Below are 24681 nucleotides of genomic sequence, written 5' to 3'. Positions count from 1 at the left end.
GTTCGGTGCATCCGCTCCGGGCGGGGCGGTTCCCCGAAACCCCTCCTCTCCCGCCGCCCCTCCCGGAGCGGATTCGACCCATGCACCTTGAAAAGCAAAGGAGGCCCCATGGCCATCACTTTCCGCGGGCTGACCCTGAAGCTCGGGGTGGACACCGTAGACCTCGACAAGGGCATACGCAGCGCCAAGCAGACCATGAGCGGGCTTCCGCGCGAAATCAAGAAAATCGAGTCGGCGCTGAAGATAAGCCCCGGCAACGTGAAGCTGCTGGAGGCCCAGCAGACGAGCTACCGCGCCGCCATCAAGTCCACCGAAGAGCAGCTGAAGCTCCTCAAGGAGGCGGAGCGCCAGGTCGCCGCGGGCGATGTGAAGATGGACGACGCCCAATGGGCGAAGCTCCAGGGCGACATCGCCAAGGTAGAGCAGGCCCTGGACGGCTACCGCCAGGCGCTCGCCGAGAGCATCGTGCAGCAGAACCTCGCCAACTCGTCGTTCAACCAGGCCGGCATCAAGCTGGAGAAGTTCGGCGAGAAGATAGCCCCCGTGGGCGAGAAGATGGACAAGGTCGGCTCCGCCCTCACCAAGACGGTGACGCCGGCCATCCTCGCCGCCGGGGCCGCGTCCGTGGCGGCCGCCATCGAGATGGACGACTCCCTCACGTCCGTGCGCAAGACCGTGGACGGCACCGAGCAGCAGTACATGGCGCTCAAGAGCGCCGCCATCGAGTTCTCGAAGACCAACGCCGTGAGCGCGTCCCAGATACTCGACATCCAGGCCCTGGGCGCCCAGCTGGGGTACACCATCGACGAGCTGCAGCTGTTCGGCGAGGTCGTGAGCGGCCTGGACATCGCCACCAACATGAGCGCCGAGGACGCCGCGACCGAGCTCGCGCAGTTCGCCAACATCATGGGCATGGCCCACGACAAGACCAAGAACTACGGCTCCACCATCGTGGCGCTGGGCAACAACTTCGCCACCACGGAGGCCGACATCTCCCACATGGCCATGCGCATCGCCGGCGCGGCGAAGTCCATCGGCCTCACCGAGGCGGACGTGCTGGGCCTGTCCACGGCGCTCGCGTCCATGGGCATCGAGGCGGAGGCCGGCGGCACCGCCATCTCCACCATCATGTCGTCCATCGACAAAGCGGTGGCCATGAACTCCGATTCGCTGGAGGCGTGGGCGTCGGCGGCCAACATGTCCGTGGGCCAGTTCAAGGCCGCATGGGGGCAGGACGCCGTGGGGGCGCTGTCCGCCGTGCTGGTGGGCATGGACTCCGCCGTCCAGTCCGGCGGCAACATGTCCAAGATGCTCTCCGACCTCGGCATCACGTCCATCCGCCAGACCGACACCATGAAGCGCCTGGCGAACAACTCCGAGTTCCTGGGCAGGGCGGTGGACACGGCCAACCAGGCGTGGCGCGAGAACAGCGCCCTGGACGCCGAGGTGGCCAACCGCAACAACTCGCTCTCCGCGCAGTTCGGGATGCTGAAGAACCGCGTGTCGGCCATAGCGGAGTCCTACGGCGGCCCGCTGTGCCGCGCCATGCTCGAAGTGCTGGACGCCGCCGAGCCCCTCATCAACGCCATAGCCGACGGCGCCGAGGCCTTTTCGGACATGTCGGAGGACGAGCAGAAGGCCGTGCTCGCGTGCGTGGCCCTGTCCGCCGCCGCGGGACCTCTTCTGAAAATCTTCGGCACCGGCGTGCGCAACGTCTCCGCCATCGGCAAGGGCATGCAGTCCCTCGCCGAGTTCATGGCGAGGGCGAAGGTGGCGGCGGTCGAGCAGACTGCGGCAACGAAGGCGCAGACCGCGGCGGCGAACGCGTCCGCCGCCGCCGCAAAGGCCCAGGGCGCCGCAGCGGCCACGAGCGCCGCCGGCACCGCCGCGATGGGCACCGCGTCCACCGGGGCGGCCGTGGGCGTGGGCGTCCTCCGGACGGCCCTCATGGCGCTGCCCCTCGTGGGCATCATCGCCGGCGTGACGGCGGTCGTCGCGGGCCTGGGCGCCTTCGCGAGCGGCGCCATGGAGGCCATGTCCTCCACCAAGCGGCTCACGACCGAGTCGCAGAGGCAGGCGGACGAGGTGGCCCGCCTGAAATCGGAATACGAATCGGCCGCAGCGGCCCAGGGCGAGAACTCCGATGCGGCGGTGAGGGCGAAGGACGCCTACGAGCAGGCGAACGCCTCCTTCGAGGAGAGCCGCCAGACGCTCGGAAAGCTCGTGGACGAGTGCCGCGGCGCGGTGGACTCCCACGGGCAGCTCGTGGACTCCCTGCGCGATGCGGAGGGCGAGGCGGCCAGCCAGGCAGGGGCCATCCTCAACCTCGCCGGCAGCGTCGCCGACCTCCTGGAGGTCGAGAACCGCAGCGACGATCAGAAGGCCAAGCTCGCCAGCATGTCGCGCATGCTCAACGACGCCCTGGGGCGCGAGGCGGTGGCCTACGACGAGGTGGCCGATTCCTGCGACCTCACCGGCGACGCCGTGCGGAACCTCGCGAAGGCGGAAGCCGACCGCGTCCGCGGCGAGGCGGCCATGAAGCGCTACAACTCCCTCATGGAGGACAGCGTCTCCATAGATGCCCAGTTGGCGCGGGCGCAGGAGGAGCTGGAGGCCGAGACCAGGCGCTGCAAGGAGACCTACGGCGAGCTGTTCGGCGTCCAGGTGTGGACGAGCCAGGCGCAGCTCGACTTGGAGCAGCAGGTGGCCGACCTGACCGCCGCCCAGTCCGAGAACGCAGACGAGATGGAGCGGGCGCTCAAGCTGGCCCAGGACATGGCCGCCCACGACCAGGCGCTGGCCCAGGCCGTGGAGGCCGTGAAGAGCGGCCAGATGACCGCGGCCGAGGCCGCGCAGGCCTACGGCGAGGGGCTGGAGCAGGCCGTCACCGAGACGGAGGTGGCCGTCCAGGCCACGGCGGAGCTGGCCGAGGAGAGCGACGAGGCGTCCAAGAAGGTCCAGAAGATCTCCGAGGCGCTGTCCGAGTACTGCTCGGGCTCGAAGTACTTCTCCGACGCCATCCGCAACGCCGGGTGGACGGTGGACGAGCTCGCGCAGCACCTCTCCGACACGGGGCAGGAGGCGTCCGACCTCACCAAGGCGTTCGAGGACCTGTCGAGCAAGACGTGCAACGCGTTCGACGAAATCGAGCAAAAGCAGGACGTTTCGCTCGACAAGATGCTCCAGACGCTGGAGCACAACCGAAAGGCCACCGAGAACTGGTCGCAGAACCTCGCGGCGCTCTACGAGGGGGCCGCGAGCGAGTCGGAGCGGCGGTTCATCGACTACATAGCGGGGATGGGGCCGGAGTACGCGGGCGTGCTTGAGGACCTCAAAAACGACACGACCGGCAAGCTGGCCCAACTGTCGGCCGAGTACGACGCCGCCGGGGCCGCCGCCGGGGACGCCCTGGTGACCCGCATGCACCTCGCCCGCGAGAACGCCGCCACGGAGGCCCAGGGGGCGTCTGACGCCGTCTCCATGGCCATACAGTCCATGGCGGAGAAGGTCGGCGCGGAGGCCGACGCCGTGGAGGCCGACCTGGAGGACATGGGCGTGTCCTTGGAAGACCTGGGCTCGCTCTCCGACGAGCAGCTCTCGGCCATAGTCTCCAGCTACGACGGCTCCGTGCAGTCCGTTCGCAAGACGCTGCAGTCGTTCGTGACCGAGAACAAGAGGGCCGGCTCGGACGGCCCGGCCGCGATGGCCGGGGGCATCAGCGGCGGCCGGCAGAAGGTCACGGCGGCGGCGTCCGGCGTTGCGAGCGCGGCCGCCCTGGAGTTCGCGAAGCTGGCGGGCGCCGGCCAGACCACCGGCATCGCCGGCGCCGCGGCGTTCGGCACAGGCGTGGGAAGCAAGGCCTCGTACGCCGGCGGCAAGGCGAAGACCGTCGGCAACGCAGTCCAGGACAAACTGGAGAGCGTGAAGAAGAGCGCCCCGCTCTGGGGCCAGCACACCACCGAGAACTACGCCGGCGGCATCGCCAACTCCAGCTCCAAGTCCACGCTCATGAGCGCGCTGGGCAAGGTGGGCGAATGGGTCAAATCCGTCCTCGGCCACACCATCGCGAAAGAGGGCCCGCTGCACGAGGGCGGCGAGGGCGAAATCAGATGGGGCCGCCATTCGGTGGAGAACTACGCCGAGGGCATGCTGGAGGCGCTCCCCGCCATCCGCATGGCCTCCGAGAAGGCGGCCGAGGAGCAGAAGAGGGCCATGTCGGCGGCGCTCGGCGTTTCCGACATGGCGGCCAACGCCACGGTGCGCGCGGAGAGCCTGGAGAGCGTCCGCCAGACGGTGCAGGTGACGCGCGACCCGCAGTCGGACAGGGCGGTGCAGGAGCTCGCCTTCCAGGTGCAGCAGATGCGCCGCGAGCTGCCGAGGGTCATCAGCGACAACACCGCCGCCGAAGTGGTGCTGGACGACCGGGCGATAGGGCGGTTCGTCAAGAAGGAGGTGGGGCGATGAAGGTCAAGATGCGCTACGTCGGGTCGAACGGGGACGAGGTGGTCTTCTGGGGCCGCAAGGCCCCGTTCCAGTACGGGCGCTCGAACCTCTTCGACCTGGACCAGGAGTACCGCTCGACCGGCGGCCGCATCACCGGCATCTCCCGCTCCATCAGGGAGATAGGGCTCACCGTGTTCATGCGCGGCGGGAGCCTGGCGGAGCGCGACAGGTTCCTGGACATCATCAGTTACGACGCGCGGGAGCTGAAGCCGGGCAAGCTGTGGGTGGGCCAGTCCTACATCAGCTGCTTCTTCCTGTCGTACGAGGTCTCCGAGGCCCTGAAGTACGAGAGCCAGGCGGTCTACGAGTGCACCCTCGTGACCGACCAGCCGTACTGGGTGCGGTCGAAGCGCTACACGCTCACGGGCGGCAGCGGCGAAATCGCCGGCACCCTCGACTACCCGCGCGACTACCCGTACGACTACGTGCGCCATTCCGACAACATGGACCAGATAGCCAACCCGTTCCCCACGGCGGCGAAGGTGAACATCGCGTTCGCCGGGCCGGCCACGGAGCCGTACCTGCGCATCGGGCAGAACCGCTACCAGGTTCACCGGTCGGTGGAGCGGGGGCAGCTCCTGCTCGTCCGCGGGTTCGGCCCGAAGCAGGAGATAGTCATCCGCCACAGCGACGGCACGGAGACCTCGGCCCTCTCGGACGGCGAGAGGAGCGCCGGGGCTTACATCTTCGCGACCGTGCCGCCCGGCAGGCACACGGCGGCCTGGGGCGGCAACAACGCCATCGAGGTGGAGCTTTTCGAGGAGAGGAGCGCACCGGCATGGGCTGCGATGTGAGGCTGTTCTGGGCCGACCGCTACGGGCGGGAGCGCGGCATCTACGAGTTCGCCGAGGGCCAGTTCTTCGTGCAGGTGGAGGGGGAGGTCGACTTCTCCCTCGATATCCCGAAGGGGACGGGCACCGCCCAGGGCTGCTACGTGATGATGGAGGACTCGGAGTTCGGCGGCATCGTCGACTCCCTGACGGTCGACACGTCCAAGGACACCGTGACCATCGGCGGGAGAACCTGGCACGGGGTGCTGGAGTCGGCGCTGGTGGTGCCGGACAAGGGCAAGGACTACCTGGAGGCCTCCGGGGAGTGCAACGCGATTCTGGCCATGCTGGTGGCCAGGCTGAACCTCGGCTACATCTTCAAGGCCTCCGCGGCGGACAGCGGCTTCCGCGTCAGCGGCCACCGCTTCAGCCGGCTCGGCTCCGAGATGGGCGGGTGGACTGCGATGCGCAAGATGCTCCTGTCGGCGGGGGCGAAGCTGCAGATTCGATACAGCGGCGCCGACCGCCGCGTCATCCTCTCGGCCGTCCCGCGCGGCAACTACGTGGACAACTACATGGACGGGGAGTCCCACGCCTTCTCCATCACGAAGGGCCGGCCCGTCAACCACCTGCACTGCATGGGTACGGGCGAGCTCGCGAACAGGACCATCGTAGACCTGTACGCGGACGCGAAGGGGAGGGTCGGCGAGGTGCAGACGCTGTTCGGCCAGGACTACAACGGGGCGGTCTACGACAGTCCCAGCGCCGACGCGACGGCCCTCCGCGAGGACGGGCGGAAGTTCCTGGAGCAGTGCCAGGGGGAGCTTTCCTCCTGCACCATGCGCTCGGAAGAGAGCGGGGCGTACGAGATAGACGACGTGGTGGGCGGCTCCTCCGTGGAGGAGGGCTTCTCGGTCGTCACCTCGATCGCCCAGAAGATAGCGATTCTGAAAGACGGTCACGTGGAGTACGAGACCAAGACTGAAACGGAGGTTTAGCGATGGCTACTGAAGACGGTTACACGCGGTTCGCGTGCGACAGGGCCGAGGCCAACCACGACGGGGGAGAGCTGCCCATCGTGTACCTGGGGCCCAACGACAAGGAGCGCGGAAGGTGGCTGTCGGCGGAGTACACCGACAAGAACGGGGTGAAGATGAAGGCGACCCTGTGCCCCAAGTGCGCCAAAGTGTGGAAGGAGATGCACCAGGCCTTCGCGGCGCAGCTCACCGAGTACATGGAGAAAGGGCGTCGATGATGGAAGGGTCTCTGCATCTGATCACCGCGCACGCCGGCGAGCCGCACATCTCGCCGGAGAACGACGCGCGCTACAACGCCGGGACGCTCGGCCCTGCCAGCTACGTGCTGCCCACGAAGAGCAAGATGGCCTGCACCCTCATCGACTCGAACACGGTGCGCGTCCTCGGAGGGGACGCCGTGTGCTGCGGCTACCGCTGGGCCGTGGCCGGGGACTACGCCGAGGTCAACATAGACAACGGCATCCCCGGGTACAACCGGGTGGACTTGATTGTCGCGCACATCGAGACGTACCCGGATTACAAGTGCGAGCTCCGCGCCATCAAGGGCGAGGAGACCACCGGGACGGCGGTCGTGCCCGGCCACATCGAAGGCGACCTCAACGCCGGCGACACCGTGGCCGAGATGCCCATCTGCAGCGTGGCCATCAACGGCATCAACCCCCAGGAGCCGAAGATGCTCCTGCAGGAGAGCCACACCATCGAGGGCCTGTACGCCGACCTTTCGAAGCAAATCAATGATGTCCGGGATTCCTTATCCCAAGTTATTCAGGAGTACACCTGCTACACCAACGAGGGCGAGAGCACGCCGCTTCCGGTCATCAAACGAGTGTTCAGCGACATACCCACGGGGCTCTCGGTTGTCCGCGCGGTGTGGTCGCGCTCGCCGGGGTTCGACGCCCTGTGCTGCAAAAAGCCCAATGGCGTATTTTGGGCGCTCGCCGTCATGACCGAAACCGGCAAGATGTACGGGATTACGGCGAAGAACGACGGCGAGCTCATACAGCGCGATTCGTCCGCCTGACATCCGGATGACCGGGGGCGGCCCGGCTCCTAGACGGCAGTGGCCGTGGCCTTGTACCACGTGAACGACCCAGCCTTCTCCGTCTTCGCGCCGAAAAACAGTTGGCTGGTGGAGACGCCTATGGCGTAGTACTCGGTCGCTAGCCCCACATCTTTTTCCAACACGATGAACCGCCCCCACGCGTGCATGGAGGCGGGCTTGTTCCATGGCCAATTCGAGTACCAGTAAAGGCGCGGAACCCAACCCTCGCGCGCGGCTTTCGATACCTGGGATAAGGAATGCCCTAGGAACCATTGCGGCCGTACAGCAGCGTGATGGTGATGGTCGCGGTCAAGTCGCCCGATGTCCAGTTGTGGAATCCGATCGAGCTTGACGAAAATCCGAATATGTTCAACCTCGAGCTGGAGTTGTGTCCAACGCCCGTAACCCCCAGGAACGTGTACCCGGCAACGGCGGGCGGGCTGATGGCCACGTTTCCGTAGCTGCTCGCCTTTACCGTCAGGCCCCGGCTCACGGTTCGCGTGACGAAGGGCGGCTTGTTCACAACAGCGCCATTGCCGTACGAAGCGGAGCCGGCACCGCTTGCCTCGGAGTAGAGCACCAACCTGCTCACGCCGTTCGAGTCCTGGTGCATGCTCCAGTAAATCGGCTTCGCCTGGCCGTTGATTGGCTTTAGAAGGTTTTGCTTTTTAGCCTGGGATAAGGAATGCCTATGCCGCCCTCGCCATGGGGGCGGGCACGCTCGTGAACCGCAGATTGACGCCGGCGTACATGTCCTCGCAGGTTTTGCCCATCACGGCGCGGGCCACCTTGCGCTGCGCCCGCCTTGCCTGGGCCGCTGTCAGCGCGTAGTAGTAGCGGTAGGTCGTCTGTATGTCGGAGTGCCCCATCATCGCGGCGCAATCCTGTATGGCCACGCCGGCCTGGGCGGCCAGGGTGCCCCACGTGTGCCGCAGGTTCTTCATCGTGACCTTCGGCAGCCGGCGCTTCTCCGCCCAGGCCCTGATGCGGTAGGCCACCTGAGAGGGAGAGAGGCACCCGATGATGCGCCCCTTGGGCCGCCCCAGTTCCACCCAAATCTGGTGCAGCCTGTCGAGCGCCCACGGCGGTAGGTACCCCGTCCGCTCGCCCTTGGCGGTTTTGGTTGGATAGTCCATCAGCCCCTCGGACGTCTCCTGCAGCGAGCCGTCCAGGGGCACGGCCCCTGTCCGCCAGTTGATGTCGGGCCATTCCAGGTGGTAGTTCTCGCCGGGCCGGCACCCCAGGGCCGACTGCAGTATGGCCGTGGCCTCGCACTCGCAGCCGACCATGCCCCGAATCCACCGCTTGAGTCGCCGCTGGGTCAGAGTCTCGGGGCGGTAGGCCCGCTTGCGCGGCAGCTCGATGCCGCGCGTGGGGTCGGCCATGTAGATGCCCCACTTGTCCATCGCCCAGCGGACGATCTGCCGCAGGCACTTGTAGGCCTTCTCGGTGCCTCCGGGGCCGGCGGGCGTCCCGCCCAGCTCGTCCACCCATTCCTGCACGTCGTCCCTCGTCACTTTGCCCAGGAGCTTTTTGCCCCATCGGGGCAGCACGTGGCAGCGGATGGAAGATTCGTAGCCGTCCACGGTGTTGGCGCGCCGGCGGCGGCGCTTCTCAGGGAGGTAGTGGTTCATCGCGATGGCCCCCAGCGGCATGGCCATGGCTTCTTCTGCGTTCATGCCGGCTCTCCGTTCTCGAAAGGATTTCACCAGTGATCGAATCTTTCCAGTCCGCGCTCCCCTCCATCATTGCGACCACATGCATCGGCGTCATGGGATGGGTGGCGGGGTGGGTGCGCGGGCAGCGCGACAAGGCCAAGCGCCTGGCGGACGAGCACACCGACCTGATGGGGCTGCCCTCGGCCATAGGGGAGATGGAGCGGCGGCTCAACGCCCGCTTCGACGAGCTGGACGGCCGCATCGACAAGCTGGAGACGGAGATGGCCGACGAGCGCAGCCTGACCGTGGCGAAGCTCAAAAACAAAATCGTGGCCATCGAGAAGACGGCGACGGAGCGCGGCTACATAACGCCGAAGGAGCTGGAGAGCGCCAACGATCTGGCGGACCACTACTTCGCGCGCGGCGGGAACCACTACATCCACGCCGTGATGCGGAACCTGAACGAGCGCGTGCCCATCAAGGGCGAGCCCATAGAAAACGACTAGAAAGGACGAGAGATGGAAGAGAAACTGGAGAAAACGCAGAAAAAGGATCTAATCGCTGCATGGGTCGAGGCTGCAGCTATCCGGGCAGCCAAGACGGCTGCGGAAGTGCTGATCATCCTGATGGGGTCGAACATCATCAGCATCACCGACCTCGACTGGCTCTACATTGCCGGCGCAATGTGCTGGGGCGCTGTCTTGTCAATTGCGTTCAGCGTCAAGGGCATCCCCGAGGTGGACAACGGAGCGGCGCTGCCGAAGATCGGAAATGGCAAGAGGGGCGAATAGCGTGGTCGTGCAGATAGCCCAGGCGTCCATCGACGAGCGAGGAAAAGGCAGGGGAGGCAAGGCCGGCAACCAGTCCGGCACGGAGCTCAACATCCGCGCCGCCTACGACGCGAACTGGCACACGCTGGTCGTGTGGAAGGACGCAGCTCGCGGCATCCGCTGTGCCAACGCCGCCAAGGGCGCCGTGGGCAACCGCCACATCGGCTACGACATGGATGAGCGCAACACCATCCTGCCCCTCGCGGAGGCGGCGGGCTGGGACTTGGCCAAGATAACGACCGACTGCGAGTGCGACTGCTCCAGCCTGGCGAGCGTCTGCGCCATCGCGGCGGGGGCGGAAAAGGCCGTCATGTACGCCGGCGGCAACCTGGCCTACACCGGCAACCTCGCGGAGCGCCTGGAGAAGACGGGCCTGGTGACCGTCCACAGGGGGCTTACTTACGCCCAGATGCTCGCCAAGGCCACCGCCGGCTCCATCTTCGTCAGCAACGCCCACACGGTTATCGTCGTGTCCGGGGCCACGGCGGCCGCCCCGCCGCAGGTGATGCTCCCCGGCACCGCGCTCACGCAGGCGGTGGCGGACGTGATCGCCGGCAAGTACGGGAATGGCCAGGAGCGCCGCGAGAAGCTCAAGGCCGCCGGCTTCGACCCGGACGAGGTGCAGGCGGCCGTGAACCGCGCGCTGACGGCGGAAGAGCCGGAGCTGCCGGGCGCGGCCAGGGACCCGGCCGACAAGTACGTCTGCAAGACCTACGTCACCAAGGCGTCGGCGCTCAATGTGCGCACGGGGCCGGGCACGGACAGCCGGAAGAAGGCGAAGGCGGAGCTGACCCCCGACGGCCAGAGGCACTCCAACGACGAGGGGCAGCTGCTCCCCGGAACCCGCGTCACCGTGTCGCAGGTGCGGCGGGCCGGCTCCGATTGGTGGGGTCTGATACCCAGCGGGTGGATTGCCCTGGAGTGGCACGGCGCGGTGTACGTAAAATAACCCAAGATATAGATTCGCCCCCTCCTTCGGGAGGGGGCTTTTCTGCGTCTTCGGATATGTACCCAAAACGGTACAGTGAGCATATCCCAGAATATCCTAAGTGGTTCGTTCTGCCCGTGTTTTTCAGCACTCCTCGTGCGTTTGGCGTTGTGTTTGCCCAGTTAGACGGATTATCCGTTTTGCTCGTTCAAATAAACTATAATACGCAGAAATTATTTCCAAGCCGCCGAAATGGGAAGAAAAGGAGAACTGGCCATGGCGTTTTACTTCGACGAACCGTCCCGCACCTTCAACGAATACCTGCTGGTCCCGGGGCATACGCCCGCCGATTGCGTTCCCGCCGCCGTGAGCCTGAAAACCCCCCTGGTGAAGTACCGCAAGGGCCAGGAGGAGTGCCCCCTCACCCTGAACGTGCCCATGGTGAGCGCCATCATGGCCGCCGTGTCCGACGACAAGATGGCGGTGGCGCTGGCCACTGAGGGCGGCCTCTCCTTCATCTACGGCAACCAGTCCATCGAAGACGAGGCCGCCATGGTGGCCCGCGTGAAGGACTACAAGGCCGGTTTCGTCACTTCCGATGCCAACCTGTCCCCCGAGATGACGCTGGCCGACGTGGTGGAGCTGCACGAGAAGTTCGGCCACTCCACCATGCCGGTTACCGCCGACGGCAGCGCCCACGGCAAGCTGCTGGGCATCGTCACCGAGCGCGACTACCGCCTGTCCCGCATGAGCCTGGACGAGAAGGTGGCCGACTTCATGACCCCGCGCGAGAAGCTGGTGGTGGCCCAGGACGGCACCACGCTGAAGGTGGCCAACGACATCATTTGGGATCACAAGCTGAATTCGCTGCCCATCGTGGACGCTAACGATTGCCTGGTGGCGCTGGTGTTCCGCAAAGACTACGACTCCCACAAGTCCAACCCCGACGAGATGCTGGACGCCCACAAGCGCTACATGGTGGGAGCCGGCATCAACTCGCGCGACTACGCCGAGCGGGTGCCCGCGCTCGTGAACGCCGGCGCCGACGTGCTGTGCATCGACAGCTCGGAGGGCTACTCCGATTGGCAGAAGCTCACCATCCAGTGGGTGCGCGAGCACTACGGCGACGCGGTGAAAATCGGCGCCGGCAACGTGGTGGACGCCGAGGGCTTCCGCTTCCTGGCCGAGGCCGGGGCCGACTTCGTGAAGATCGGCATCGGCGGCGGCTCCATCTGCATCACCCGCGAAACCAAGGGCATCGGCCGCGGCCAGGCCACTGCCACCATCGAGGTGGCGAAGGCCCGCGACGAGTACTTCCGCGAAACCGGCATTTATGTGCCCATCTGCTCTGACGGCGGCATCGTGTACGACCACCACATCTCCCTGGCGCTGGCCATGGGTGCCGACTTCGTGATGCTGGGCCGCTACTTCGCCCGCTTCGACGAAAGCCCGTCTGCCAAGGTGATGGTGAACGGCACCTACATGAAGGAATATTGGGGCGAAGGTTCCGCCCGCGCCCGCAACTGGGGCCGCTACGACCTGGGCGGCAAGAAGAGCCTGTCGTTCGAGGAAGGCGTGGACTCCTACGTGCCCTACGCCGGCAGCTTGAAGGACAACATGGCCATCACGCTGCTTAAGCTGAAGAGCACCATGTGCAACTGCGGCGCCCTCACCATCCCTGAGTTCCAGGACAAGGCGAAGCTGACACTGGTGAGCGCCACCTCCATCGTGGAGGGCGGTGCCCACGACGTGCTGCTGAAGGACAAGGCCCCCTACGCCTCCAACACGCGCTAGCCGCAATCCGCGCAGTCGCACCCACAGCCAAGAGCCAAGGCGCCCTCCGGGGCGCCTTTCGTTTGCCCGCCACCGCCGAAGCGCCAGAGCGAGGCCCGGGCTCGCCGCCGTGCGCGGTGCGTGCTCGTAAAAACGGGGTGTTTTGCCGGTTGGGACGGCTGTGGTGGCAAAAACGGCCGTTATTCCGAGCTTTACAAGCCGCGCCATGTGAGCAGGGTTCGCCGGTGCATGCTATACTATGAAAACTTCATACATATGCATGAAAGGATGTGCAATGCCAGCCCTTCAAGTGCGAGACTTTCCCGAAGAGCTGTACAACCAGCTGCGCTCTTGCGCGGCCGAGCAAGACAGGAGCATCTCTCAGCAAACAACGTACGTGCTGCGGCGCTTTCTGGAAGGCTATCAGCGAGGGATGACCGAGGCTGAGGCTGCAAGCGCGGCTTGGGATGTCACGTGCGCTGGCGCCGCTGGCCCTTCGGCGCGTATCGAGCGCCGCCGCCGCAGCTTTATGCGGCTGGAGGCCTCTTTCGAGGGCGCGCCCGGTCCTGACAGCCTGCCCAGCTCTGTTGACATGATTCGCGAGATGCGCGAGGAGCGAGACGAGCACTTGCTTAGCCTGCTGCGCAATGGCCAGGAGGATTAGCGATGGTGGTCATGGACTGCTCGGCTGTCATTGAGATGTGCCGCAATACCCAAAAGGGGCGGGCCCTGCGTCAGCTGTTATTGGAGGGGGAGCAGGTGATGGCCCCCGATCTTTTGAAGATAGAGCTGCGCAACGTTGTGTGGAAGTATCGCCGCGCCGGGCACCTCAGCGAAAAAGAGGCCAGCTTGTGGATTCAAACGGCTTTGGGTGTTGTGGACAGCTTCGTGCCCTCCGACGTCAACATCGATGAGGCTTACGCCGAGGCGGTTCTTCGGGAACATCCGGTGTACGACATGCTCTACGCCACGCTTGCTCGCCGCCACGCCTGCTGCCTGTTCACCCTGGACAAAAGGCTGGTTACCGTCTGCCAGGAAATGGGCGTCAACTGCATTGAAGAGGTAGCGCTTTAAGTGGCGCCGGTTAGCCCTTCAGGAACTCCACGAACTGGCGGAGGGTGGGGTGGAGGTTGGCCTCTTTGTAGAACAGGTCCACCTTGAAGCTGGCGCTCCGCACCGGCACTACCGTCAGGTCGGGGCGGCCGGCGAAGAACATGCCGTTGGCCAGGCCGCCGAACGAGAACACGAAGCATTCGCTGTCGGCCAAGTCGAGCATCGAGGTTTCCGTGGCGCTTTCCATGAACACGGGACGCTCTCTCGGGGTGAAGCCGGCTTCTTCGCAGGCGGCCACCACTTGGTTCCAGCCCGCCTCGAAGCCGGGGCCGGTGAGGTGGATAAAGGTGAGCTGCGCCAGGTCCTCCATGGTGGTCTCGCCTTTTCCGGCCATGGGGTTTTCGCTGGTCACCGCAATGGCAAAGCAATCGGTGCAAAACGGCAGGCAGTCCAGCGGCTCGTTGCTTTCGGCGGGGAAGGTGCCGCGATGTGCCGCAATGAAGTCAATCTTGCCGCTGTTCAGCTCTTCGGCCATGTTGGTGGCGTAGCCCTGCACGCTCATCATCTTCAGCTGCACGCCCGAGGCGTCGTGGAAGCGCCGTACGCTGGTGGCCAGCTGGCTCATCACGATGGGGCTTTCCAGCCAGCCGCCCACGGTGAAGATGCAGTTGTCGGCGAGGTTTTTTTGGCTGAAGCGGTGCATGTCCGCGTACTGATCCAGCAGGTTGCGGGCATCGGCCAGCAGCAGGCGTCCTTCCTTGGTGAGGGCCACCGACCGGCGCGTGCGCTCGAAGAGCTTTACTCCCAGCTCCTCTTCCAGTGCTTGGATGTGGTTGCTGAGCGCCGGCTGCGAGATACTCAACTGGCTGGCGGTGGCGGAAAAGTTTAGGCTTTCGGACAGCGCTACAAATTCCGCAAAGTAGGAGATGTTCATGATAGTGCCCCCCTGCTTATCATGAAAGCTTATAAGTAAATTGCCTTGACGTATAACTTCGCAAGCAATCTAATAATGTGACCAAATAATAGCATTTCCATACAGCTGCCGCCAGGCCCATACTCGAACCATCGCGCCCAACGCGCGAGCAAGAGGAGAGGAAAAGGAGGAGCTTATGGCTAAGCTAACCATGTCGCGGCGCTCGTTTGCGAAGTTGTCGCTGGCAACGGCTGCGGCCACCGCCGTTGCCGCCACTACGGCGGGGGCGGCCCTGGCGGAGCAGGCGGCGCCGGCGCAGGAGCAGGGGGACGTGAAGCGCGTCCGCACCTGCTGCCGCGGCTGCGGCAAGATGGAATGCGGCGTGTGGGTGACCGTGCAAAACGGCCGCGCCGTGAAAATCGAGGGCGACCAGAGCGCGTTCGCCTCGGAGGGCAATTGCTGCACGAAAAGCCAGGCGTCGCTGCAGGCCGCTTATCATCCCGCCCGTATGTACCACCCCATGAAGCGCACCGCCGCCAAGGGCGAAGCGGACCCCGGCTGGCAGCGCATCACCTGGGACGAGGCCTTCCAGCTGATGGCCACCGGTTTCCAGGAGCTCATCGACAAATACGGCGGCGAATGCCTCACCACCTTCTGCGGCACCTCTCGCAACTGGTGCATGCAGTCTGCCGGCGGCATCCTGTACCAGCTGTTCGGCAGCCCCAACGGCCATTCCGCGTACCAGATTTGCAAAGGGCCGCGCCATGTGGCCACCGCCTGGCAGTCGGGCAAGGCCTACAGCTGGATGGCCCAGGAAGACCGGCCGCTGGTGTACGTGCAGTGGGGCGGCGCGCAGGAAATGTCCAACTACGACAGCTCTTGCCGTTCCACCGTGAACGTGACCATGCAGGCGGAGGACTACATCATCGTGGACCCGCGCCGCACCAACTTGGGCAAAGAGTCGAAGCACTGGCTGCCGCTACGCCCCGGCACCGACGCCGCCATGGGCCTGGCCTGGACCCATGTGGTGATCGACAACAACCTCTACGACGAGATGTACGTGCGCCGCTGGACCGACGCCCCCTTCCTGTACTGCGCCGACATCGAGCCCACGGGCTTCATGGGGGCCGACCCGGAGATGGGCTTCCCGTTCCCCGTGGCCACGCGGCTTCTGAAGGAGTCGGATATCAAAGAGGGCGGCAGCCCCAAGCGCTTCATGGTGTATGACGAGCTGGCCGGCACCGATGACGCGCACCCGCTGCGCGCCAACGATCCCTCTGGCAAGCTGAGCTACTTTGACGCTGAAACCATGCTGTGGGAAGGGGAAACGTACCCCGAGGCGAAGTTCTACGAATCGCCCCAGAAGAACCTGGTGAAGGGCACGGTGCCCGGGCGCATTGCCTATTCCACCGACTTCAGCGGCTGTGCCCAGGAGCTGCTGCCGGCCATTTCCGGCGGCCCCTTCGAGGTGACGCTGAAAGACGGCGGCACCCACAGCGTAACTACTGCTTGGATGGAGTACGCCAATTTGTGCGCCCAGTACGCGCCGGAAATCGCCGAGGGCATCACCGGCGTGCCGGCGGCGGAAATTGAGGAAGCTGCCAAGATTTACGCCACCCGCATCTTCCCGGACAGCGGCTACGGCAACGGCGGCATCAACTACTCGCTGGCCATCGAGCACTCCGCCAACGCCGTGCAGAACTGCCGCGTATTCGATGCGCTTGCCGGCATCTGCGGCAACTTCGACACCCCGGCCGGCCAGCGCGGCGGCACCGTGGGCACCTTCCCCGAGCAGTTCGCCATGATGAGCGAAGCGGCCCCCTTCAAGCAGGACGCCACCAAGATGCTGGGTATCGACAAAATGCCCACGTTGGCCCACTGCTACTGGGGCGACGCGCAGCACATCATCAAGGCCATGAACGGCGATGGCGCCTATCGCATCCGCGGCGGCTACGGCCAGTCGGGCGACTTCCTGAATGCTCCCAACTCGAAGGCCTGCTTCGAGGGCATGAAGCAGATGGACTTCTTCGCCATGTGCGATTTGTGGTTCCACCCGGGCACTCAGCTGGCGGACGTCATCGTGCCGGCTCAGCACTGGATGGAGCTGGACTCCACTCGTCGTTCTCAGGGTTCGGGCGGTGCGGAAGGGGCCCACTGCCGCTGCATCGAGCCGCCGGCCGACACCCGCTTCGACGTGGACATTTCCATCGGGCTATACAAGGCCATGGGAGTGCCGTGGGCGCTGGGGGACGACCCCTGGCCCGACGCCACCTACAACTTGAACCAGATGGCCCAGGCCGGGTACGGCATGAGCTGGGACGAGTACAAGGAGCACTTCCAGAAAAACGGCTGGACCGACTGCAAGGAGAAGTACCCGGTGTGGGGCACCTATCGCCGCTACGAAGTGGGCATGATGCGCCGCGACGGCCTGCCCGGCTTCCCCACGCCCACCGGCAAGCAGGAGATTTGGAACACGCTGCTGGAAAGCTATTACCCCGATGAACGCTACACGCTGCCCACCTTCACCGAGCCGCCCGAGGGTCCGGTGGCCAACCCCGAGCTGTGCAAGGAATACCCCTACATCATGACTACCGGCCGCCGCATCCCCGTGTACTTCCACAGCGAGCACCGCCAACTGCCCTGGTGCCGCGAGCTGTGGCCCACCCCGCGCGTGGAGATCAACCCCGAAGACGCCGCCGAGCTGGGCATCCAGCAGGGCGACTGGGTGTGGATTGAAACCTCCCGCGGCAAGATTCGCCAGACGGCCGACCTGTATTACGGCATCAACAAGGGCGTGGTGAACTGCGAGCACCAATGGTGGCTGCCGGAATTCACCGGCCTGGGCAAGGGCTTCGATTTGGTGAACGTGAACACGCTGGCGTCGCTGGACAACCAGTGCCCGCTGTGCGGTGCCGCCAACGCCCGCGCCTACAACGTGAAAATTTACAAGGCCACTCCCGAGAACAGCCCCAACGGCAATCCGGTGCCCTGCGACACCGATGGCACTCCCATGATCGTCTCTTGCGACGACCCGCGCCTGAAAGAGTGGCTGCCCAATTACGAGATTCGGAAGGAGGCCTAAGATGACGCAGTACGCCATCGTTACCGACCTCAACCGCTGCGTTGGCTGCATGGCCTGCAGCGTGGCCTGCAAAGTTGTGAACAACGTGCCGGTGGGCAACTACTGGAACAAGGTGCTGCGCATCGGCCCCAATCCGGCGAAGGCGGGCTCGGGCCACTTCCCCGACGTGGACCTGTATTTCCTGCCCATGCAGTGTCAGCATTGCGAAAACCCGGCGTGCGTGGACGTGTGTCCTACCGAGGCCAGCCACAAAACCGCCGACGGCACCGTGCAGATCGACAAGGAAAAGTGCATCGGCTGCCAGTTCTGCGCCATGGCCTGTCCCTACGGGGTTCGCTACCTGAACGAAGAGGAGCGCGTGGTGGAGAAGTGCACGCTGTGCGAGCAGAAGGTGGCCCAAGGGGAGCTGCCCCAGTGCGTGGCCCAGTGCGGCGGCATGGCCCGGTTCTTCGGCGATTTGGACGCGGGCATCGAGAGCTTCGAAACGTTGACCGACGGCTTCGACACCGACCGCAGCTACGAAACGCTGATGGCCCACCGCGCCACGCTGGCGGAGGTGGTGAACCCCTACACCGAGGCCGACCTGCACCACGTGCCGGATACCGGCAACAAGCCGGCGTTTGTGTACATCCTGCGGGAACGCGACTGGCAGGGAGAGTAGCCGCGGCGCACCCCGGGTGCTTCCGGCTGGAAAGGCCTGCAAATGAGCTCTCCCTGGAAAGGCGGCTGCCACCTCGGCGGCCGCCTTTTGCGTTGCGGGCGCAGGCGCTAGAAGCGGTTCGCGGCGGCTGCTTCCTTCAGGCCCTCGTAGAGCAGCCGCAGCTCCTTCTCGTACAGGCTATTCTTCAGGCGAATAAACGAGATGTCGTGGGACAGGTGCTCTTTGGGAAGGGGGATGACGCCGAGCGTGCCCTCCTGCAGCTCTCGTTGCACTGCGGCCTCGTACACGAACGAAATGCCCAGCCCTTGGGCCACGAAAATTTTGAGGATGTTCAAGCTGCCCACCACGCAAGTGTCGGCGAAGGCGGCGGTGCTGAGGTCGCGTTGAGCCAGCGCGCCTTCCAGCACTGCGCGGCTGCCGCTGCCCTCTTCGCGCAGGATGAGCCGCTCGCCCAGCAGGTCGTTGAAGTTGCGCACCTTCTGGGCCGGTCGCCGCCCCGCTGCACAGATGCACACCAGCCGCTCGGTGCGGAAGGTGTCCCAGGCGTAGGCGGTTTTGTCGAACAGTCCTTCCACGAAGGCGCAGTCTATCTCGCCGTCGGCCATCAGCCCCAGCAGCCGCTTGGTATCGCCCGAGCGCACGTGGGCGCGAATCTGCGGGCGCTCGGCCAAAAACGCCGCCAAGGGGGTTGCCATCACGTATTCGCCGGCGGTGAGGGTCATGCCGATGCGCAGCTGGGTTTTGGCCCCGTGGGCCACCTCGGCGATGTGCTGGTGCAGCAGCGCGTCGTCGTGGGCCATGGTGGAAAGCGCGTCGCGCAGCACGCGGCCGGCGGGGGTGAGCTCAAGTTTTTTGCGCTGGTAGACGAACAGTTTGGCGCCATACTCCTTCTCCAAAAAGGCGATGTGCTGCGATACCGCGGGTTGGGTGAGCGACAGCTCCTCGGCGGCGCGGGTGTAGTTCAGCGTCTTGCATACGGCGAGAAAAGTTTTCACGCGGAAGTCTTGCATGTTGGTTCCGTTCGCTTGCGGACGGGCCCCTGCAGCCCATCTCGGTACGATAAGAATATATCATCGTTGCCAAAATATATATAAGCTTGAATTAGGGTTACCTTCTTGCATAATAACCGAACGCACTGTTCCTGCAGGCGGCTGCGCTCGGGCCGGCCGCATGTGGTAAGAACGGCGAACAACCAACGAGGTTAAGAAAGAAGATGATAATGCGCGAAAAGATAAAGTCTGTTCCCATCCCCACCGCCGGCGTTGCGCTGGGCCTTGCAGCGCTGGGCAATCTGTTGGCTCCCTACAGCGAAGTGGTTCACTACGGTTGCGGACTGCTGTCGTTTTTCCTGGCTGCCATGCTGGCGGCGAAGATGATCATGTTCCCGTCCATGATTCGCGATGACTTCAAGAACTCCATCTTGGCCAGCGTGTCCGCCACCTTCTTCATGACCCTCATGCAGCTGGCCGGTTATCTGGCTCCCTTCGCCATCGCCCCTGCGTTTGGCTTGTGGTGCGCTGCCGTGGTGGGTCACTTCGGCCTGATGGCTTGGTTCACCGGAAACTACATTCGCCGTTTCCAGCTGAAAGAAGTGTTCCCCACCTACTTCATTTGCTACGTGGGCATCATTGTGGCCTCGGTTACATCGCCTAACTTCGGCATGGAGGCGCTGGGCAGCGTGATCTTCTGGTTCGGTTTCGTGTGCTACCTGGTGCTGCTGGCGGTTATCACCGCGCGCTATCTGAAGCACGAGATTCCTGAGCCGGCCCGTCCGCTGTTCTGCATCTATGCCGCTCCCATGAGCCTGTCGCTGGCCGGCTACCTGGCGGTTACTTCCAACCCCAACCCGCTGTTCGTGGCGGTACTGGCGGTGCTGGCCCAGGCGCTGTTTGCCCTGGTGCTGTTCCATCTGCCCAAGTTCGTGGCGCTGAAATTCTATCCCAGCTATGCGGCCATGACCTTCCCGTTCGTCATTACCGCTACCGCGCTGGGCAAGGCGCTGGCGGCCCTCACCGCCGCGGGTGTGGCGGTGCCCTTCCTGGAGGCCTTCCAGGTGCTGGCTTTCGTGGAAACCGCGTTCGCCACGTTCATGGTGTTCTACGTGTTCACCCACTACATGAAGTTCTTCTTCGGCACCCCCAAGGGCCATGAGGTTGTGGAGCCGGCGCCCGTTGCCATGCCCGTAGCCATCGAGCTGGATGCCGAATAACCAACCCGCCTGCATTCCTCCCCAGGGCAGAGAGCATTCTCTGCCCTTTTTCGTGCCAAGGGGCGGGTGCGCGAGTAATTAGGGCGTGTCAGGGGGACGCTCCCTGGCACATGGGATACACTAGTTCCAAGGCGTGTTTGTGCTGATGGCGGAAGGGGAGCCATGGTGAAGCGAAAAGCGGATAGGGATCATGTGGAGGTGGCCCACCTGTCGGGGCCCGAGGGCATTCGAGCGGCGTTCGAGGTGCTCCGGGCGCCGGGCGCCGAAGTTCCGCTGGCCGTTGCTGCCGAAGAGGTGCCGCGCATCTGCTGGACCTGTCAAAAGTGCGCCGCCGAGAACGAAGGGGACAGCGAAACCTGCTGGAACTGCGGCGCCGCCCGGTGGCGGTAGGTCCTGCCAGCAGCCGCGCGCGTGCCTACGGGGCAAAAACCGCCAGAGGGAGGGCAGCCTTTCCCGCCAACGAAGCGCCATGCGAATTCCCATAACCCCAATAGCGGGCCGCCACGGCTATAATATGCGGCTATCGGCAAGCAACTGTTTTGAGGGAGCCTTATGAAACCCTACAACCCGCATGAGATAGAGCCGCGCCTTCAGCTGCAATGGGAGGAAGCGGGCCTGTATAGCGTTGATGAGAATTCCGACAAGCCGCGCAAGTACGTGCTGGAAATGTTCCCGTACCCCTCGGGCGACATCCACATGGGGCACGTGAGCAACTACACCTACGGCGACGTGGTGGCCCGCTATTCCAAGATGCGCGGCTTCAACGTGCTGCATCCCATGGGCTGGGACGCCTTCGGGCTGCCGGCGGAAAACGCCGCCATCAAGCACCACAGCCACCCGGCCCTGTGGACCTACCAGAACATCGACACCCAGCAGGCCAGCTTCAAGCGCATGGGCTTTTCCTACGATTGGGACCGCACCGTGGTGGCCTGCGACCCCGAGTACTACCGCTGGGGCCAGTGGATATTCCTGAAGTTCTGGGAGCGCGGCCTGGTGGAGCGGCGCAACAGCCCGGTGAATTGGTGCCCCAGCTGCGCCACCGTGCTGGCCAACGAGCAAGTGACCGAGGGCCGCTGCTGGCGCTGCAGCTCCGAGGTGGAGAAGCGCGACCTCACCCAGTGGTACTTCAAGATTACCGACTACGCCCAGGAACTGCTGGATGACCTGGACCAGCTTACCGGCTGGCCCGAGCGGGTGAAGCAGCAGCAGGCCAACTGGATTGGCCGCTCCGAGGGCGCCAACGTGGACTTCATCCTGTGCGATATGGCGGGCAACGCGCCGGCCGAGCCCGCGGAAGACGACATCATCACCGTGTTCACCACCCGCGCCGACACCCTGTTCGGCTGTAGCTTCTTCGTGCTGGCGCCCGAATACAAGGGGCTGCAGGCGCTGGTGGCTGGCACTGAATACGAGCAGCCGGTGATGGATTTGGTGGAAGCCGCCAAGAAGGTGAGCGCCGTGGAGCGCGCCCAGGGCGATCACGAGAAGCACGGCGCCTTCACCGGCCGTTACGTGGTGAACCCCATCAATGGCGAGAAGGTGCCCATCTGGGTGGCCGACTACGTGGTGGCCGACTACGGCACCGGCGCCGTGATGGCGGTGCCCTGCGGCGACCAGCGCGACTTCGAGTTCGCCCGCAAGTACAACTTGCCCATCATCCCCATCATCCTGAGCGAAGATGATCCGCTCTTTCCGCAGCTGAGCGGCCAGCAGGGCCGTGTGGTGACCGAGGTGGACTGGCCGCAGGCCTATGCCGCCGAGGGCATCCTGGTGCAGTCGGGCCCCTACACCGGCCTGGTGGGCGGCAAGCATTCCGAAGGCGAGGCGGCCATCGTGGCGGCGCTTGAGGAAATGGGCCGCGGCAAGCGCACGGTGGAGTTCCGCCTGCGCGACTGGCTGATTTCCCGCCAGCGCTACTGGGGCAACCCCATCCCCGCCATCCACTGCCCCCAGTGCGGTGTGGTGCCGGTGCCAGAGGAAGATCTGCCGGTGCGGCTGCCCGAGGACATCGACCTGGCGGCGGGCGAAACGCTGGCCACCCATGCCGGGTTCGCCGACTGCACCTGCCCGAAGTGCGGCGGCAAGGCGCGGCGCGAAACCGACACCATGGACACCTTCACCTGCTCTAGCTGGTACTACATGCGCTACACCGACCCGCACAACGTGCACGCGCCGTTCGACCCTGCCAAAACCAACGCCTGGATGCCGGTAGACCAGTACATCGGCGGCATCGAGCACGCCATCCTGCACCTGCTCTACAGCCGCTTCTTCACCAAAGTGCTGCGGGACATGGGACTGCTGGATTTCGACGAGCCCTTCACCAACCTGCTGTGCCAGGGCATGGTGCTGGATTCCCAAGGTGAAGTGATGAGCAAGTCGAAGGGCAATGTGGTGTCTCCCGAGGAGATGATTGCCAACTACGGCGCCGACGCCGTGCGGGCAACCATGCTGTTCATGGGTCCGCCCGACAAGGAGAAGCTGTGGAACGAAGACGGCCTAGCGGGCATGTACAAGTTCCTGAACCGCCTGTGGCGCCAGGTGAACGACCTGGTCGGCGCGGCGGGAGAAGAGACGTTGTTCGAGGCGGCGCCCGCCCCCGAGGCGGCGGTGAAGCTGGCCCAGAAGCTGGTGCGGGAGCGCCATCGCGTGGTGGGCAAGGTGGAAGGCGACTTCGACCGCAACAACTTCAACACCGCGCTGGCGGCCATCATGGAGCTGTCCAACGCCACCGGCGAGTACTTGCGCGCGTTTTCGCCAGAAGCGCGGGCTGCGTGCCCCGACCATCAGGCGCTGGACGCCGATGTGGCCCAGGTAATCGTGAAGCTGATGGCCCCCATCGCCCCCCATTGGGCCGATGAGCTGTGGACCACTGTGCTGGGGCAAGGGGGTTCGGTGCACGATGCGCCGTGGCCCACGTGGGATCCCGAACAGGCCAAAGACAACGAGGTGGAGCTGGCAGTACAGCTGTCCGGCAAGGTGAAGGCCCGCATCACGGTGGCGGCCGACGCCCCGCAGCCAGAAGTGTTGGCCGCTGCAAAGGCCGCGGTTGCCGACGCGCTTGAGGGCAAAACCATCGTGAAGGAAATCGTGGTGCCCGGCCGTCTGGTAAACATCGTGGCGAAATAGCGGGTTTATAGATTTTCGGAGCAAGGGGAAGAGCGGGGGCAGAATGCACCGCAGGGATTCTATCTCCACCAAACGTTTCTGGAGGGTGGGCCGACCCGACAGGCCTGCGCTCGACGCTCCGTACGAGGGGAACTAACTCGCGCTGGCGCGCGAGTGGATTTCCCCTCTGCTCCGCTTGACCGGACCTCGCTCCGACCCGCCGGGTCGGCCCAGCCACAATGCTAATCCAGGTCGAATTCGTAGGGCAGAGATTCTATCTCTGCCCTTTTGTTTCCGGGAAGCTGACAGGGGACACGCCCTGCCCTGCTCCTTACGACAAATCGCCGGATTCCGCGAGATCCACCCGTTCGCCTTCGGCCGCTATGGGGCCGGTTTTCCCTTGGGGGTTCTGCAGCAAGGTGTTGAAGAAGTCCTTGGTGCGGGCCAGCGCTTCCCGAAGGCTGTAAGACGTTTGGTTTAGGTAAGCACCGTGATCGCTGGCCACGCCCACCGCTTCCATCCCCAGGCCGTGGGCGGCGTAGAGGGAGCGATAGAGGTGGTAGGCCTGGGTGGTAACGATGATGCGCTGGGCGCCAAACACATGACGGGCCCGGTACATGCTCTCGTAAGTGGAGTAGCCGGCGTGGTCCTCGTAGATATCTTCGCTGGGGACCCCAAGGCTCACCAGGTATTTCTTCATGGCTGCCGACTCGTTGTAGTTGGCTTCGCGGTTGTCGCCGCTTACGATGATGGCCTGGGCGGCGCCGGCATCGTAGAGGGCCCAGGCGGTGTCCAGCCGATGGCGCAGCATGTCGGAGGGGGTGCCGTCGGCGTGTACCGAGGCGCCCAGCACCACTATAGCGTCGGCGTTGTAGTCGGCCACGTCGGCAATCGTATGCACATCGCCGCGGGTGGTGCCGATGGTGATCAGGTTGGTGAGCCCCACTACGGCCACGGCCGCCAGTACCAGCCCCAGCGCCACTTTCAGCGGCAGGGTCACCAGGCGCAGCGCAGGGTTGCGCGTTTTCTTGCTTCCCACGGCTGCCCTCCTCCCAGTTCCGCTGCCGACGGGGAGGTTACTATAGCAAACCGCCGCCCCTTTCGCAGCGGCCGCGTT

Annotated in this window: 22 protein-coding genes; 16 read left to right on the top strand and 6 right to left on the bottom strand. The window is 64.8% G+C overall.

The features are described 5' to 3' along the window. The first annotated feature begins 108 nt into the window (after positions 1-108). The 5 genes from DMP11_RS06095 to DMP11_RS06075 are packed head-to-tail and all read left to right on the top strand — an operon-like array spanning position 109 to position 7331. Positions 109-4464, top strand: coding sequence for a phage tail tape measure protein (locus DMP11_RS06095; protein WP_161555309.1), 4356 nt, complete (start codon positions 109-111; stop codon positions 4462-4464). After that, a complete protein-coding gene (locus DMP11_RS06090; protein WP_123185622.1) occupies positions 4461-5297 on the top strand; it encodes a hypothetical protein in 837 nt (278 codons plus the stop codon). The genes DMP11_RS06095 and DMP11_RS06090 overlap by 4 nt, the downstream gene beginning before the upstream one ends. Then, positions 5282-6271, top strand: a complete 990-nt coding sequence (locus DMP11_RS06085; protein WP_123185621.1) for a hypothetical protein — start codon at positions 5282-5284, stop codon at positions 6269-6271. Before DMP11_RS06090 ends, DMP11_RS06085 begins: the two co-directional genes overlap by 16 nt. A 2-nt stretch (positions 6272-6273) precedes the next feature. Then, complete coding sequence (locus tag DMP11_RS06080) at positions 6274-6528, top strand: hypothetical protein (RefSeq protein ID WP_123185620.1); 255 nt, start codon at positions 6274-6276, stop codon at positions 6526-6528. After that, positions 6525-7331 (top strand): hypothetical protein, encoded by an 807-nt coding sequence (locus tag DMP11_RS06075; RefSeq protein ID WP_123185619.1) that lies wholly within the window; start codon positions 6525-6527, stop codon positions 7329-7331. Before DMP11_RS06080 ends, DMP11_RS06075 begins: the two co-directional genes overlap by 4 nt. 29 nt (positions 7332-7360) lie before the next feature. Here DMP11_RS06075 and DMP11_RS10600 read toward each other — a convergent pair whose 3' ends face one another. From DMP11_RS10600 to DMP11_RS06070, 3 genes are all read right to left on the bottom strand, one after another. Further along, on the bottom strand, positions 7361-7495 hold the full coding sequence (locus DMP11_RS10600) for a hypothetical protein (RefSeq protein WP_257431290.1): 135 nt from the start codon (positions 7493-7495) through the stop codon (positions 7361-7363). Positions 7496-7614: 119 nt separating this feature from the next. Continuing rightward, positions 7615-7944: a hypothetical protein gene (locus DMP11_RS10230; protein ID WP_148041100.1), complete on the bottom strand. Its 330-nt coding sequence runs from the start codon at positions 7942-7944 to the stop codon at positions 7615-7617. 97 nt (positions 7945-8041) lie between these two features. Then, positions 8042-9031: a tyrosine-type recombinase/integrase gene (locus DMP11_RS06070; RefSeq protein ID WP_123185618.1), complete on the bottom strand. Its 990-nt coding sequence runs from the start codon at positions 9029-9031 to the stop codon at positions 8042-8044. A gap of 32 nt (positions 9032-9063) precedes the next feature. Here DMP11_RS06070 and DMP11_RS06065 point away from each other — a divergent pair, with 32 nt between their 5' ends. The 6 genes from DMP11_RS06065 (at position 9064) to DMP11_RS06040 (ending at position 13615) form a co-directional block, all read left to right on the top strand. After that, positions 9064-9516, top strand: coding sequence for a hypothetical protein (locus DMP11_RS06065; protein WP_123185617.1), 453 nt, complete (start codon positions 9064-9066; stop codon positions 9514-9516). A 12-nt stretch (positions 9517-9528) separates the two neighbouring features. Continuing rightward, a complete protein-coding gene (locus DMP11_RS06060) occupies positions 9529-9801 on the top strand; it encodes a holin (protein WP_123185616.1) in 273 nt (90 codons plus the stop codon). A 1-nt stretch (position 9802) separates the two neighbouring features. Then, positions 9803-10789 (top strand): endolysin-like domain-containing protein, encoded by a 987-nt coding sequence (locus DMP11_RS06055; protein ID WP_211329076.1) that lies wholly within the window; start codon positions 9803-9805, stop codon positions 10787-10789. A gap of 255 nt (positions 10790-11044) precedes the next feature. Beyond that, the gene (locus tag DMP11_RS06050) at positions 11045-12562 is read left to right on the top strand and encodes an IMP dehydrogenase (protein ID WP_123185614.1); all 1518 of its coding nucleotides are present in this window, start codon (positions 11045-11047) and stop codon (positions 12560-12562) included. 274 nt (positions 12563-12836) lie between these two features. Beyond that, on the top strand, positions 12837-13205 hold the full coding sequence (locus DMP11_RS06045; protein ID WP_123185613.1) for a hypothetical protein: 369 nt from the start codon (positions 12837-12839) through the stop codon (positions 13203-13205). Between the two features lie 2 nt (positions 13206-13207). Beyond that, the gene (locus DMP11_RS06040) at positions 13208-13615 is read left to right on the top strand and encodes a type II toxin-antitoxin system VapC family toxin (protein WP_123185612.1); all 408 of its coding nucleotides are present in this window, start codon (positions 13208-13210) and stop codon (positions 13613-13615) included. 10 nt (positions 13616-13625) lie between these two features. On the opposite strand, the gene DMP11_RS06035 is transcribed toward DMP11_RS06040, so the two are convergent. Then, positions 13626-14528 carry a LysR family transcriptional regulator gene (locus DMP11_RS06035; protein WP_123185611.1) on the bottom strand — a complete coding sequence of 301 codons (903 nt, stop codon included), beginning with the start codon at positions 14526-14528 and terminating at the stop codon, positions 13626-13628. A gap of 175 nt (positions 14529-14703) precedes the next feature. Between DMP11_RS06035 and DMP11_RS06030 the strand changes: the two genes are divergently transcribed. Together DMP11_RS06030 and DMP11_RS06025 are read left to right on the top strand one after the other, a co-directional pair. Continuing rightward, positions 14704-17589 carry a molybdopterin-containing oxidoreductase family protein gene (locus DMP11_RS06030; RefSeq protein WP_123185610.1) on the top strand — a complete coding sequence of 962 codons (2886 nt, stop codon included), beginning with the start codon at positions 14704-14706 and terminating at the stop codon, positions 17587-17589. Between the two features lies 1 nt (position 17590). Next, a complete protein-coding gene (locus DMP11_RS06025) occupies positions 17591-18250 on the top strand; it encodes a 4Fe-4S dicluster domain-containing protein (protein ID WP_123185609.1) in 660 nt (219 codons plus the stop codon). 107 nt (positions 18251-18357) lie between these two features. On the opposite strand, the gene DMP11_RS06020 is transcribed toward DMP11_RS06025, so the two are convergent. Then, the gene (locus tag DMP11_RS06020; RefSeq protein ID WP_123185608.1) at positions 18358-19260 is read right to left on the bottom strand and encodes a LysR family transcriptional regulator; all 903 of its coding nucleotides are present in this window, start codon (positions 19258-19260) and stop codon (positions 18358-18360) included. Positions 19261-19469: 209 nt separating this feature from the next. Between DMP11_RS06020 and DMP11_RS06015 the strand changes: the two genes are divergently transcribed. From DMP11_RS06015 to leuS, 3 genes are all read left to right on the top strand, one after another. Next, a complete protein-coding gene (locus DMP11_RS06015) occupies positions 19470-20459 on the top strand; it encodes a TDT family transporter (protein ID WP_123185607.1) in 990 nt (329 codons plus the stop codon). Positions 20460-20621: 162 nt separating this feature from the next. Then, on the top strand, positions 20622-20849 hold the full coding sequence (locus DMP11_RS06010; RefSeq protein ID WP_123185606.1) for a hypothetical protein: 228 nt from the start codon (positions 20622-20624) through the stop codon (positions 20847-20849). Positions 20850-21011: 162 nt separating this feature from the next. After that, a complete protein-coding gene (leuS, locus tag DMP11_RS06005) occupies positions 21012-23585 on the top strand; it encodes a leucine--tRNA ligase (RefSeq protein ID WP_123185605.1) in 2574 nt (857 codons plus the stop codon). Between the two features lie 310 nt (positions 23586-23895). On the opposite strand, the gene DMP11_RS06000 is transcribed toward leuS, so the two are convergent. After that, entirely contained in the window at positions 23896-24603 is a 708-nt protein-coding gene (locus DMP11_RS06000; RefSeq protein WP_214647073.1) for a SanA/YdcF family protein, read from the bottom strand. Positions 24604-24681: the final 78 nt, after the last annotated feature.

This window comes from Parvibacter caecicola (assembly GCF_003725335.1).
Classification (GTDB): domain Bacteria; phylum Actinomycetota; class Coriobacteriia; order Coriobacteriales; family Eggerthellaceae; genus Parvibacter; species Parvibacter caecicola.
Note: the sequence above shows the minus strand (reverse complement) of the source record. Positions and strands in the feature narration are given on the sequence as shown.